This is a genomic window from Enterococcus ureasiticus (genome assembly GCF_001730285.1).
GTDB classification, from domain to species: domain Bacteria; phylum Bacillota; class Bacilli; order Lactobacillales; family Enterococcaceae; genus Enterococcus_L; species Enterococcus_L ureasiticus.
Genome location: NZ_MIJZ01000015.1, coordinates 182704 through 197309, shown reverse-complemented (window position 1 = coordinate 197309; position 14606 = coordinate 182704). Strand labels below are relative to the sequence as shown.

The following is a 14606-nucleotide window of genomic DNA, read 5'->3' as shown; positions in this document are numbered from 1 at the left end:
GAAGCGTTCCTCCTTTTTCGAACTAAATAAATAACGTACCAATCATTTCACCATTTAAAATATCAAAAATAATCTTAGGTTGCTGCCCGTTTGCTAAAATCATAGCCCCATTATGTGCTAGTACGCGTTCTGCGGCTTTCAATTTACTGTACATACCGCCCGTTCCAAAGCGACTGCCCTTGCCACCAGCTAATTGTAAAAGATCGTCATTGATCTCATTGATTTCAGAGAAAAGGGTGGCGTCTTTATTGGTATTCGGATTATCAGAGAAAAATCCATCAATATCGGATAACATGATCAACGCATCTGCTTGGATCAGTTGGGCTACGATTGCCGATAATTGATCATTGTCACCGAATTTTGTCAGATGATCTAATTCATCGATTGCCACAGTATCATTTTCATTGATAACAGGAATGATGCCCATTTGCAGGAGTTGTTCTATTGTGTTGGTTACGTTTTTGCGACTCTCAGGATATTCGATCACGTCTCTGGTCAATAATAATTGGGCGATTTGCTGGCTGTAAGTCAAAAAGCGTTGATTGTAAATGTTCATCAACTCCGCTTGTCCCACTGCGGCTACTGCTTGTTGTTCTGGAATGGTCGGGGGTCGTTTGTCCATGTTTAACTTATTTAAACCTACACCGATCGCACCAGATGACACTAAGATGATCTCTTTATCTTGGTTACGCAAATCGGATAAGGTAAAGGCCAATTGGTCAATGGCGCTTAAATTGATATTTCCATTGGGGTAAATCAATGTACTTGTCCCAACTTTGATGACGATTCGTTGTGCTTCTTTTAATTGTTTTCGCATGGTTGCCCTCGTTTCTTTCCAGGTGTTTATTTGCAAGAAAGCTTGGACAAAAATTTGGCTTTTGTCCAAGCTTAGATTTTATTCTTCTATTTTACAGCTTTATAGGTCTTTTGTCTCTAAATCATGAACAAATAATCCACTCAATAATTTAGGTTCAAACCAAGTTGATTTTGGAGGCATGATTTTACCCGCATCCGCAACATTTAATAAATCATCCATCGTCGTTGGATAAATAGCAAAAGCTGCTGACCATTGTCCGCTATCCACTAGTTGCTCTAATTCTTTCATTCCACGAATGCCGCCAACAAAATCGATCCGTTTATCTGTCCGCACATCTTGAATATCGAAAATGGCTGCTAATACATGATTTTGCAGTAAAGAAACATCCAAACGATCAACTGGATCGTCGGATAGAATTGCCTCTTTAGCAGTTAGTGCGTACCACTGACCATCCAAATACATACCAAACATTTTCGGTTGAGCAGGTTTTCCTGTGTTTGTTTTTGTGACCGTGAAACTCTTTTCCAAACGATCGAAGAAATCAGCTTCGATTGGAACATTCACAACACGATTATAATCTAAAATTTCCAATTCTTCTTTAGGAAAAATCACGGATAAAAAGTAGTTGAATTCTGCTGTTTCAGTAGCGTCAGGATGAGCAGCTTTTTTCTTTTGTCCAACTTTGACCGCTGATTCTGTCCGGTGATGGCCGTCTGCAATATATAAAGCGGGCACATCTTGAGCAAAAGTCGTAACGAGTTGTTCGATCACTTCTGGTTTATCTACAAGCCAAACACGGTGAGTGACTTCATGAAAACTCGTGAAATCATAGACGGGATCGTGAGTTTTTTTCCAGTCGTCCGTTAACGTTTGGATCTGTTTGTTTTTTCGGTAAGTTAGAAAAATCGGACTAGTATTCGCATCGCACGCTTCAATATGGCGAATGCGATCGACTTCTTTTTCTGGACGGGTAAATTCATGTTTTTTGATCTTACCTTCCGTGTAATCAGAGATTGAAGTACAGGTTACAAGACCAGTTTGAGCTCGTCCGTTCATCGTTAATTCGTAAAGGTATAAAAGTGGTTTGTCATCTTGAATCAGCCATTGTTTTTGTAAAAATGTTTGTAAATTATTAGCCGCTTTTTCGTAAACTTGATCATCATAAGGCGAAAGTGTTTCAGGTAAATCGATTTCAGCTTTGTCGATATGCAAGTAAGAATAAGAGTTATTTTCACCAAGTTCGCGCGCCTCATCAGAACTTAAAACATCATAAGGCAATGTAGCAATTTTTTCACTGAACTCAGCGGCTGGTCGAATGCTTTTAAATGGGTGAATTTTAACCATTAGTAGCTCACCACCTCAGTATTTTTGATTGTCCTCACACGGATGATATTTTCGGCCGCTTGGATTTTTTCCGCTGCTGCTTGGATTTTTACTTCGTCTGTTTCTGCAATATCAACGATCGTATAGGCATAATCTTCACGACTACGGTTAATCATCGTATCGATATTGATCTCTAAATTCGCAATACCAGTTGAGATTTGACCTAACATATTTGGCACATTTCTGTGTATGATTGTGAAACGGAATGGTGAGTTGAAGGCCATTTCCACAGTTGGGAAATTAACAGAACGTTTTATATTCCCAGTTTCTAAGAATTTTTTTAGGGTACGAGCAGCCATTTTGGCACAATTGATTTCTGCTTCCTCTGTTGATGCACCTAAATGAGGAAGAACTAAGATTTTTTCATTATGCAGGAGGCGTTCATCAGCAAAATCAGTAACAAAATTGCTGATTTCACCTTGAGCTATAGCTTCAATCACGGCTTCTGTTTCGACTAACTCACCACGAGCAAAGTTAAGTAAAACAGCATGGTTTTTCATTTGCGCCAGTTGTTCTTTTCCAATCAAATGATGGGTATTTTCAGATAAAGGAACATGAACGGTGACAAAATCACAGGTTTTTAAAACTTCCTCCATGCTTTGCGCACGTTTGACACGACGTGAAATACTCCAAGCGGTATCAACAGAGACAAAAGGATCAAATCCTGTGACTTCCATCCCTAAACGATAAGCATCATTGGCAACCATTGCACCGATCGCACCAAGACCGATCACGCCCAACTTTTTACCTTCTAATTCAGTCCCAGCAAATTGTTTTTTCTGCGCTTCGGCCTGTTCTTCAGTGTCTGTTCCAGTCAGAGTTTGTACCCAGTTAGAGCCTTTTAAAATCGGACGGACAGATAAAAGTAGACAAGCAATGACTAATTCTTTTACAGCGTTCGCATTTGCGCCTGGTGTATTGAATACAACGATCCCCTCTTCAGTGCATTTTTTGACTGGAACATTATTTGTTCCAGCTCCAGCACGAGCAACAGCTAAAACAGAAGCAGGAAAGTCATAATCATGGAGTTTTTCACTACGTAAGATGATACCGGCGGGTGTCTCAGTTTTATTGAGCGTAAAATTTTCTTCATTAAAACGAGCTAAACCAACTGGTGCAATTGCATTGAATGTTTTAATATCATACATCTATTTTGTTCCTCCATTTTCTGCCTCGAATTTTTTCATTAAATCAACTAAAGCTACAACACCAGATTTTGGGAATGCGTTGTACAAACTTGCACGCATACCACCTACAGAACGGTGCCCTTTTAAGTTCTCAAAGCCTGCAGCTAAAGCTTCTTGATTGAATTTTTTATCTAGTTCATCACTTCTAGTAATAAAAGGAATATTGTTGATCGAACGGTCTTTTTGATTTACTGGTGAAGAAAATAGGTCAGATGAGTCGATCTCATCATATAAAATAGCTGCTTTTTCTTTATTTTGTTTTTCCATTTGACTAACGCCGCCTTGTTCTTTGATCCATTCAAAGACAAGTTTTGCCATATAAATGCTGTATGTCGGCGGTGTGTTGTACATTGAGCCGTTTTTCGCTTGGATATCATAATCTAGCATGGCGCTAAGAACATCCGCTTGACCGATTAAATCATCACGAACGATGACAACCGTTAGTCCTGCTGGGCCAATGTTTTTTTGCGCTCCTGCGTAAATCAAGCCAAAATCGGCTACATTATAATCGATCGATAGAATATTAGAAGACATATCCGCGACAAGCGGGACATCACCTGTGTCAGGGATGTTATAAATTGTCGTACCTTCTATCGTATTATTGGTCGTAATATGGACATAGGCTGCATCTTGCGGGATGTCTTCTTTACTGATTTCGGGAATATACGTGAAATTTTTATCTTCACTTGAAGCAATCACTTGAACATCAACATTATCAATTTTTTTCGCTTCACTGATGGCTTTTTTTGCCCAAGACCCAGTGTTGACGTATAAGGCTGTTTTATTTTGCGCCAAATTCAATGGAACCATGGTAAATTGCATACTAGCGCCACCTTGCAAAAAGAGCACTTTATAGTTATCAGGAATATTCATCAATTCTCTGAGTAAAGTTTCGGCATTTTCAATGATCGTTTCAAAAAGGGAGGAACGATGACTCAACTCCATCACGGACATGCCGCTGTTCTCGTAATTCACCAATTCGGATTGTGCTTTTTCCAATACACTTTTAGGTAAAACGGCGGGACCAGCTGAAAAATTGTAAACAGTTTTCATACATCTATCTCTCCTTTGATATGATCATTCATCTACTATCTGTATAGTAAATGTGAAAACCATTATAACAGAAAGGCTAGATTAAAAAAAGATTAAAAGTAAGTTTCGTAAATTTTTTCACAGTGTTTTTCATATTGAGTGGGAAAAAAAGTTATTTGCTGATTATTCTTGATATATCTTGCCCGTATTTCTTATTATTTGTTTGTTTTCTTTTTTTTATAATATATTTGTTGAAATTGAGTTAGACGTTAACTATAGGAGCTTGTTATACTAATAAAGTAACCATTATGTTTTAAACAGTTGGTTATTTTAGATAAAAGGAGGAAAAAAATGAATAAAAAGAAAATGTTGTGTATAATTAGTAGTTTATTTTTAGGCGGTCTTTTTTGTTTTGGTGGAGGGTCAGGGGTGCATGCAGCACCGGCCGATCCGAATATGGGGAAAATACCATTTGAGCAACCAGATGGAAAAACCTTTGAGGGGGAGCTCAAAGGAGACGAGTACTTAAACTATGTCGTTGTTGATAAAACATCAGATATTGTTGTTCAGGGAAAAGACAATTATTGGTACTACGCACAAAAAGGGAGAGCTAGAACAGGAATCCAAGCGAGTGGTAAAAAGTATTTGATTGATGAAAAACCAGCAGATACATTATCAGAAAAAGAAGCTGCGACAGTTAAAGTACCAGTACCTAAGCAGAGTAGACAAGCTTCAACAGAAAATTATAAATTAAATAGAGATCAAAATTTATTAGTAGTTTTAGTTGAATATAATAATCAGAAATTTAATACTTCTGCTTATCCATGGGGAATGAGAGAAGAAAGCAGTGTTGAGCAGTGGCAACAAAAAATATTTGGTGAGGGAAGTGAAGATAAGTCGGTAAAAAATTATTACAAAGAAGCAACGCAAGATAGAATTAATCTAGTTCCTGCTCAGACTTCACAATTTACTTCTGCACCAGGCGTCATCAAAGTCTCATTGGATGAAGATCATCCCAATAGTGATGGGACACAACGGATGCCGGAAACATCATATATGAGACGAGCTTTACAGAAAGCGGAAGAACATATCGAACTTTCTGCTTATGACAAAAATAAAGACGGTAAACTAGAGATAAATGAGTTGCATGTAATGTTTATTGTTGCGGGGTTTGAAATGAGTAGAGGGAGTAAGCAAAATGGAATTTGGGCTCATAAAAGACATGACCACCTTGCCACAAAGAATGATTTATATTTCCTGAATGGTTATTTTGCGGTTGGAGAAAAGATGTTGGCTAATACTCTCGATGATGATGGAATAAAAACAAAAGATATCCCATCGTCCATCGGTGTGATCGCTCATGAAATGGGGCATGATTTAGGTTTGCCTGATTTATATGGACCCGAAACGTCTACAGGAGGATATGGGTTGGGTTACCATAGTGTAATGGCTACCGGGAGCTGGGGAGGAGTTATGACAGGCTTTCCCGAAAAACCTGAGCGTGATATGGGCGCATTGCCAACACATTTCGATGCTTATTCAAAAATGAAATTAGGCTTTCCTGTTGAAACCATTGAAAATGGGCAAGAAGTTTTAGCTAAAGACATAAGTAGTGGTGAGTTCAAATTGTATAAATTGCCTATATATAAAGATGGTAAGAAAAGCGAAGACGAATATTATTTAATCGAAAATAGACAAATGTTTGGTTTTGATGTAGGACGAAGACATCATAATAATAGCACGGGTATCTCTATATATCACATTAATGAAAAATATTCGGATAATGTTAATATTTCAAATTATGGCGACCAGTTAGTTACATTGAAGGAAGCGGATCAATCCATTCATGGATATCCTTTACTAAGCAAAGGGAGTGGTGATAGTTCAAAAAGTTATTTCAAAAAAGAAACTAATTTATCTGAATTTAATAGAGAATCGTTGCCTACAAGTCAAACAAAGGATGGTAAGAGTCCAAATCTAGCAGTATTTGTTGAGGAGAGCAAGGATAACGCAATCAAAATTATTTTTAAAGATTCTCTATTAATTAAAGGTGTATTTGGAACAGCGCCATGGACATGGGATACTGGAACGAAAACACTAACGTTTAAAGGCGGGACATTCGCAAATGGTGCGCATCTATTTAATTTAGAGAATGGATTAAATGGAGAAAAGATCGAAAAAATTGTATTTACTGAGAAGATAAAATTGAGCCCAAATGCTTCTGCTTTGTTTAGCAGTTTAAGAAACTTGAAAACGATAGAGAATGCCAATAAATTAGATACATCAGAAGTAACAGATATGAGTAAGTTATTTTCATTTAATGACAGTTTAGAAGAGGTAGATTTGAATGGATGGGACACATCAAAGGTAACCACCATGGCATCAATGTTTTACCTTACTTATTCATTAAAATCAGTAAGGATAAATCAATGGAACACGTCAAACGTAACAAAAATGAATGCTATGTTTCTTGGCCACAAATCTAGCTTACGAGCATTAGACTTAAGCAATTGGGATACGTCAAAAGTGGAATACATGACTCAAATGTTTCCCTCTAATTTATCAAGTCTAACGCTAGGGGAAAATTTCCGCTTCCAAAAAGGAGCGAGTCTTCGATCTGCAACGTGGGTCAATAAAGAATCAGATGTTGTGTATAATAGTGTGGATGAATTTATGACGTACGATGGAAGTATTCCAGGTACCTATGAAATTGGGGACTCAACGATTCCATGGACATGGGATACCGAAACGAAAACACTAACGTTTAAAGGCGGGACATTCGCAAATGGTGCGCATCTATTTAATTTAGAGAATGGATTAAATGGAGAAAAGATCGAAAAAATTGTATTTACTGAGAAGATAAAATTGAGCCCAAATGCTTCTGCTTTGTTTAGCAGTTTAAGAAACTTGAAAACGATAGAGAATGCCAATAAATTAGATACATCAGAAGTAACAGATATGAGTAAGTTATTTTCATTTAATGACAGTTTAGAAGAGGTAGATTTGAATGGATGGGACACATCAAAGGTAACCACCATGGCATCAATGTTTTACCTTACTTATTCATTAAAATCAGTAAGGATAAATCAATGGAACACGTCAAACGTAACAAAAATGAATGCTATGTTTCTTGGCCACAAATCTAGCTTACGAGCATTAGACTTAAGCAATTGGGATACGTCAAAAGTGGAATACATGACTCAAATGTTTCCCTCTAATTTATCAAGTCTAACGCTAGGGGAAAATTTCCGCTTCCAAAAAGGAGCGAGTCTTCGATCGGCAACATGGGTCAATAAAGAATCAGATGTTGTGTATAATAGTGTGGATGAATTTATGATGTACGATGGAAGTATTCCAGGTACCTATGAAATCCAATAAAGAGCGAGAATAAACAATTAGCTTAGACAAAAACTAAATACGGTATTTTAACAGAACTTCGTTCATACGGAAATTATCTTCGTATGAACGAAGTGTCATTGTGGGGTAAATCAAAGGAGGAAAATATGAAAAAGAAAATGCTATGTATGGTTAGTAGTTTGTTTTTAGGCGGTCTTTTTTGTTTTGGCGGAGAGTCAGAGGTGCATGCAGCACCAGTCAATCCCAATATGGGAAAAGTAACTTTTGAACAGCCAGATGGAAAAACCTTTGAGGGGGAGCGCAAAGGAGATGAGCACTTAAACTATGTTGTAGCTGATAAAACATCAGATATTGTCGTTCAAGGAAAAGATAATTTCTGGTATTACGCTCAGAAAGGCAAAGCAAGAACAGGCATTCAAACAAGTGGTAAAAAATATTTAATTGACGAAAAACCAGCAGATACGTTATCAGAAAAAGAAGTTGCAACATTGAAAGTGCCTATACCTAAGCAAATTAAGAATGCTTCGAACGCCGATTATAAATTAAATAGAGATCAAAATTTATTGGTGATTTTAGTAGAATATAACAATCAAAAATTTAATAAATCTGCATATTCTTGGGGAATGAGGGAAGAAAGCAGTGTTGAACAATGGCAACAAAAAGTATTTGGTGTGGGAAATGAAAATAAATCGGTAAAAGAGTATTATACAGAAGCGACACAAGATAGAATCAATCTTTTGCCAGCTCAAACATCGCAATTTGCTTCTGCACCAGGCGTTATCAAAGTGTCATTGGATGAAGATCATCCCAATAGTGATGGGACACAAAAAAACCCAGATACTCTATACATGGAAAGGGCACTAAAAAAAGCAGAAGAACATATCGATCTCTCTGCTTATGACAAAAATAAAGATGGCAAATTAGAGACTAATGAGCTTCATGTGATGTTTATTGTTGCGGGGTTTGAAATGACGAATAGTAGTGCTACTAGAAATGCGGTTTGGGCGCATAAAAGTTTTGCGGGGCTATCATCAAAGAATGGCTCATATTTTGATAATGGATATTTTGTAGTTGGAGAAAAAATGATGGTTCATTATGAAAAAAAATATAACGACGGAATGGTATTATCCACGTCTATAGATGTCCCTTTATCTATTGGTGCCATAGCACATGAATTTGGACATGACTTAGGTTTGCCAGACTTATATGGACCTAACACCGTTGATGGAGGGGGAGGTTTAGGTTATCACAGTGTTATGTCTTCAGGAATGTGGGGAGGGCACGATATTTGGTATTCTAAAAAATCAGCAGATGATAGTGGTGCATTACCGGCACACTTCGATGCCTATTCAAAAATGAAATTAGGGTTTCCAGTTGAAACGGTTGAAAATGAGCGAGAAGTTACAGCGATGGATGGTAGTCATGATGAGTTTAAAGTATACAAATTACCTATATACAAGGAAAATAAAAGAAGTGAAGAAGAATATTATTTAATCGAAAATAGACAAATTTTTGGTTTTGATGAAGGTCGTAGAGCCTATAATGGGAGTGAAGGAATTTCTCTCTATCATGTTAATGAAAATTATCCTAATAACCTTAACATATCAAACTATGGTGATCAGTTGGTTACATTGAAAGAAGCTGATGAATCAATTAATGGATACCCTTTATTGAGTAAAGAGAAAGGCGATGATTATAGTTCAAATAGTTACTTTAAAAAAGGCTCCAATAATATTTTTTCAGTTAAAACAGTACCTTCTAGCGTTACAAAGGAAGGGGGATATCCCCACTTTTCTGTATCTGTTGAAGATGAAAAAAATGAAATAATGAAAATTAAATTTGAAAACACTCAACCGATTAAAGGAACGTACGGCACTTCTGCATGGTACTTTGATAAAATGACTAACATACTAACCTTTGAAGATGGTGTTTTTCCGAATACGTCTAATTCTATGACAATCCGAGATGTAATAGAATCACAATTCAATGGAGAAAAGATTAAGAAGATTGTCATTGCTGGGGACAATGTGAAATTGACTACTGGTAATAGTTTATTCGCAAATTTAAATGATTTAGAAAGCATTGAAGGATTAGAGAAACTTAATACACGTGGTGTTACGAGTATGCGGATGATGTTTTTCGGAAGTAAATCTATACAAACATTAAATGTATCGAACTTTGATACAAGTAATGTTGTTGATATGAGTTCGATGTTTTATGGCGATTCGGATTTAACTACCTTGAACATGTCTGGGTGGAATACAATAAATGTAAGGGATATGCAAATGATGTTTTATGGTTTATCCAAAATACAGCATCTTGATGTGTCAAACTTTGATACAGGGAACGTTGGAAATATGTCAGATATGTTTACAGGGTTAACCAACATTACAAATTTAGATGTCACAAATTTAGATACGAGTAATGTGGTTTATATGTCGCGTATGTTTGATAGTCTACCTAATTTAACAAGCTTAGATTTATCAAATTTTATTACTGGTAAAGTTACTCATATGCATCAGATGTTTTATGGAGCAACTAAATTGAAAGAGCTGGATTTATCTAGTTTTGATACGAGGCGTACTAAGAATATGGCTGATATGTTTTATAATTGTCAGTCGTTAGAAACTTTAAATTTATCAAATTTTGTTATGAGAAATACTATAATAGGTGGTATGTTTCATGGTTGTAGTTCTTTAGATACACTTGTTTTAGGCAAAGGATCTCTGTTGCATGAAAAAAATTGGAATGTTGAGTTAGAAAGTAAAACTGAACTTCCGTATTCAGACGCGTGGATGGGTCCGGACAATACAATTATGCATAGCAGTACCAGTCAATTCATAGGAGGATACAACGGAACTAAACCAGGAATCTATACTAGAGAAAGAATTAATTAATGGCGTGTTGAACAAGATGGCGTAGTATAAAAAAAGTAAAAACAATTACAAATTTAAATTCTTCAGATATTGTTAGATTTAAATAGTTTGAACACATCAAAAGTGACAGATACGAGTAGGATGTTTGTTAATGAATTATCTAGTTTAACGCTTGGGAAAATTTTCGCTTCAAAAAAAGAAGTGAACTTTCGATCAGGTCATGGGTCAATAAAGAAGCGAATGTCGCGTACAATAGTGTAGCTAAATTCAAAACATACGATAACACACTCTCAGAAATTTACGAAATCCAATAAAAGTAAGTAATTACTTTAAATAAAAAAAGCCGTCTATTGCATATATTTATGTTATAGACGCTTTTTCATTGAAGAACAATTCCACTTTCCCTATGAACGTGGTAGACTACCTACATAACAAACCGTTTCAAAGGAGATCAATCAATGTCAAAACTAAAAGAATTAGCCCGCAATTGTCTGCAAGTTGCACCGTTTATTTTATCTAATACAATTATTTTTATCCCTTATTTTTTGTTTTTGAACCTAAGCGATGGTGCGAGTGTAGAAAGAGTTTTGCCTTTCGTGCTTTTTTATACGTTTCGAATGACGGGGATATTCTTGTTAAAAAGTTTCAAATTAGCCTTAACGAGTTTTAATGTGCTGATTATTTCTATTCTGATTGGAGGCGCAGGCTGTTTGATTGGGATGCTAGGACAATTTTACTTTCCAGCATATCTATTTTCGGCTGTTTTACTAGGACTTAGCGCATCATGGCTTCCATCGGCCAACACCACAGTCAATTATCATGAAAAACAGCAAGGCTATTCCGCTTTGACAGGTAGAAAATATCTGTTTATCCTATTGATATTAGGTGGGGTGATCGCCTCGTTGATGCTGACGAAGGAGTTGCGAATTCCTTTGGTTTTAGGAGAGTATACCTTGTTGTATATAGCGGCCTATCATACCGTCACTCATTATCCTGACTATGAAATTGATTTTAATGAAGTCGACAAACAGGTAATATCGATCAAAGAGTTCTTTTTATTTTTATTTTTCTTTGTCCTATTGTTATTTATTCGTTCGGCTCGACTGTTGTTTGATCCGCAGCTTTTGGATATTGGAATTATTGGATTTTCTGTGTTGTTTGTGATCACTGCTTGGTATTTGAATCGCCAAAGGAAAGTTTGGAAGCTTCCTTTATGGCTGAATTTACTCACATTTGCTAATGGAATGTGCATGAACTTTCTACTTCTTTTTGGCACATTTTATGTGTCGTTACGTTTAGGAATAGACCGTCTTACTGCAAATTTATATGTTCCGTATATTTTAGGGATTATTGGATCAGCAGTTGTTATTAAATTTTTATATCGACTGTTTCCTAAAGTAGATGTTAGAATCATCCATCTTGGGGGATTCATCTTCTCGTTATTCTTGTTATTGTTTCGCCCACTTTTTCCAATTGGGATTTTTCTGCTAAGTTGTTTTATTAGTGCTACTGGTAATTTCCTGAATCAAAAGTATTATCAAGAAGAGAATTTGCCACAAGATACTCGAATCATTACCAAGTTTAGTACCCAAACAAAAGGCAGTGTGATGCATCAGTTATTATTGATGAGTACTTTGTGGTTGTTAGCCAAACAAGCACAGTTACCAGCCAAAACAGTATTGCAAATTACGGCGCATCGAACTCATAACCCAGTGGCTCTTCAATTGGTAGAGCATGTTCATATAATTAGTATTATTGGATTGATGTTATTTTTTTCTTTTATTTTTTACGAAGTAGTAAAAAATGAACAAAATGAGTCTAAATGATGTGAAAACATAAAAAAACACAAGAGAATATTAAAGATACTGTAAAAGTAAGCTGGGAATCAGCGTAGTATGTTAAAATAGAAATAGTTTACAAGTAGAGGAGATTTATGATGAAACAACGAGGATTTGAAATTATTACTGATTATAAAGACCAAGGGATCGCAATCCCTGAGCGTGCCACAAAAGGCGCTGCAGGGTATGACTTTGAAGCAGCAGAAACAGTTGTTGTACCAAGTATTTGGCAATTACAAGCACAAGGTATAGCGCCAAAACCCATTTTGGTAAAAACAGGGATCAAAGCATATATGGCTGAAAATGAGTATTTAGAATTAGTGAGTCGTTCATCAAACCCATTGAAACGTTTTTTAATGTTAGCAAATGGCGTGGGTGTGATCGATCGTGATTATTATAATAACGAAGGCAATGAAGGCCATATCATGTTTCAATTTTTGAATTTTGGGTATGAAGAGATGGTTATCGAAAAAGGCGAACGAATCGGACAAGGTATCTTTAAGCCGTTTCTTTTAGCAGATGTTGATGATGTGGAAACTGAACGCACAGGCGGTTTTGGATCTTCAGGCAAAAACTAAGTTAAATTCATTGGAAAAATGCGTATTTTACAGTGGGAAGTCTTAGTCTAAGTGGCTGATACTATGGTAAAATAAAGAATACATCAAAACGAGGGGATAGCATATGGCAAAAAAAGCAAAAGTTCAATTTGAGTGTCAAACGTGCGGGTATATTTCCCCTAAATATTTAGGACGCTGTCCGAACTGTGGGCAGTGGAACACAATGACCGAAGAAATCATTCAAGATACGACAGATCGTCGTGCTAGAGTTAGTTTAACGGGAAAAAAGACACAGCCTCAGCGCTTAGCTGAAGTGGTTCCTAAGAAAGAGCCGAGAGTTAAAACAAAGTTGGTAGAGCTAAACCGTGTGTTAGGTGGCGGTGTTGTTCCTGGATCACTGGTTTTGATTGGTGGGGATCCCGGAATCGGTAAATCAACGTTGCTGTTACAGGTGTCACAACAACTTGCAGAAATCGGCGGCAAAGTACTTTATGTTTCTGGAGAAGAAAGTGCAGAACAAATCAAAATGCGTGCCGAGCGTTTAAGTTCGATCGATACGGAATTTTATTTGTACGCAGAAACGGATATGAACGAAATAAGCCGTGCAATCGAAAAGTTAGAGCCCGATTATGTGATCATTGATTCTATTCAAACGATGACCCAACCAGATGTTACCAGCGTGGCTGGCAGTGTTAGTCAGGTACGAGAGACGACAGCTGAACTGTTAAAAATCGCTAAAACCAATGGTATTGCGATTTTCATCGTAGGTCATGTGACCAAAGAAGGTTCGATTGCAGGACCACGTATGCTAGAACATATGGTAGATACTGTTTTGTATTTTGAAGGAGATAAGCATCATACCTTCAGAATCTTGAGAGCAGTAAAAAATCGTTTTGGCTCGACTAACGAGATCGGGATTTTTGAAATGAGAGAGCATGGACTGGAAGAAGTCGCGAATCCTTCTCAAGTGTTTTTAGAAGAACGATTGGCTGATGCTACAGGTTCAGCGATTGTGGTCGCAATGGAAGGGACACGTCCCATTTTGGTTGAGGTTCAGGCTTTAGTCACTCCAACGATGTTCGGAAATGCCAAGCGGACGACGACGGGTCTAGATTTTAATCGAGTTTCCTTGATCATGGCAGTTTTAGAAAAACGTGCTGGCTTGTTACTACAAAATCAAGATGCTTATCTAAAGGCTGCTGGTGGTGTGAAAATCAACGAACCAGCTATCGATTTGGCAGTAGCGGTAAGTATCGCTTCCAGCTATAAAGAAAATGGTACGAAGCCAACAGAATGTTTTATTGGTGAAATTGGTCTGACAGGTGAGATTCGTCGTGTGAATAGTATTGAACAACGAGTACGAGAAGCACAAAAGCTAGGCTTTACTAAAATTTATTTACCAAAAAACAATTTAGGCGGTTGGACCCCTCCAGAGGGAATCGAGATTGTCGGTGTTGCGACAATCGGAGAAACACTAAGAAAAGTATTCAAATAGAGTGAGAGTAAGAGGTCGACACAAGATTTTAGGAGCGATCTCTTCCTTTCAATCTTTAAATTAA

At 36.9% G+C, this 14606-nt stretch carries 9 protein-coding genes; 5 read left to right on the top strand and 4 right to left on the bottom strand.

Annotated features, from left to right (window positions below; translation table 11 throughout):
• Positions 1-22: 22 nt before the first annotated feature.
• The 4 genes from proB to serC form a co-directional block, all read right to left on the bottom strand.
• The gene (gene proB / locus BCR21_RS13515) at positions 23-817 is read right to left on the bottom strand and encodes a glutamate 5-kinase (RefSeq protein WP_069646992.1); all 795 of its coding nucleotides are present in this window, start codon (positions 815-817) and stop codon (positions 23-25) included.
• A 99-nt stretch (positions 818-916) separates the two neighbouring features.
• Positions 917-2161, bottom strand: a complete 1245-nt coding sequence (locus BCR21_RS13510; RefSeq protein WP_069646991.1) for a DUF1015 domain-containing protein — start codon at positions 2159-2161, stop codon at positions 917-919.
• Positions 2161-3348: a phosphoglycerate dehydrogenase gene (locus BCR21_RS13505; protein WP_069646990.1), complete on the bottom strand. Its 1188-nt coding sequence runs from the start codon at positions 3346-3348 to the stop codon at positions 2161-2163. The genes BCR21_RS13510 and BCR21_RS13505 overlap by 1 nt, the downstream gene beginning before the upstream one ends.
• Positions 3349-4440 (bottom strand): 3-phosphoserine/phosphohydroxythreonine transaminase, encoded by a 1092-nt coding sequence (gene serC, locus BCR21_RS13500; protein ID WP_069646989.1) that lies wholly within the window; start codon positions 4438-4440, stop codon positions 3349-3351.
• A 330-nt stretch (positions 4441-4770) separates the two neighbouring features.
• On the opposite strand from serC, the gene BCR21_RS13495 reads away from it, so the two are divergent.
• The 5 genes from BCR21_RS13495 (at position 4771) to radA (ending at position 14542) form a co-directional block, all read left to right on the top strand.
• Entirely contained in the window at positions 4771-7797 is a 3027-nt protein-coding gene (locus BCR21_RS13495) for a BspA family leucine-rich repeat surface protein (protein ID WP_069646988.1), read from the top strand.
• Between the two features lie 125 nt (positions 7798-7922).
• Positions 7923-10673 (top strand): BspA family leucine-rich repeat surface protein, encoded by a 2751-nt coding sequence (locus BCR21_RS13490; protein ID WP_069646987.1) that lies wholly within the window; start codon positions 7923-7925, stop codon positions 10671-10673.
• Between the two features lie 437 nt (positions 10674-11110).
• The gene (locus BCR21_RS13485) at positions 11111-12478 is read left to right on the top strand and encodes a hypothetical protein (RefSeq protein ID WP_069646986.1); all 1368 of its coding nucleotides are present in this window, start codon (positions 11111-11113) and stop codon (positions 12476-12478) included.
• A gap of 110 nt (positions 12479-12588) precedes the next feature.
• Positions 12589-13068: a dCTP deaminase/dUTPase family protein gene (locus tag BCR21_RS13480; RefSeq protein WP_069646985.1), complete on the top strand. Its 480-nt coding sequence runs from the start codon at positions 12589-12591 to the stop codon at positions 13066-13068.
• A 103-nt stretch (positions 13069-13171) separates the two neighbouring features.
• Complete coding sequence (gene radA / locus BCR21_RS13475) at positions 13172-14542, top strand: DNA repair protein RadA (protein WP_010761995.1); 1371 nt, start codon at positions 13172-13174, stop codon at positions 14540-14542.
• The last annotated feature ends 64 nt before the right edge of the window (positions 14543-14606 follow it).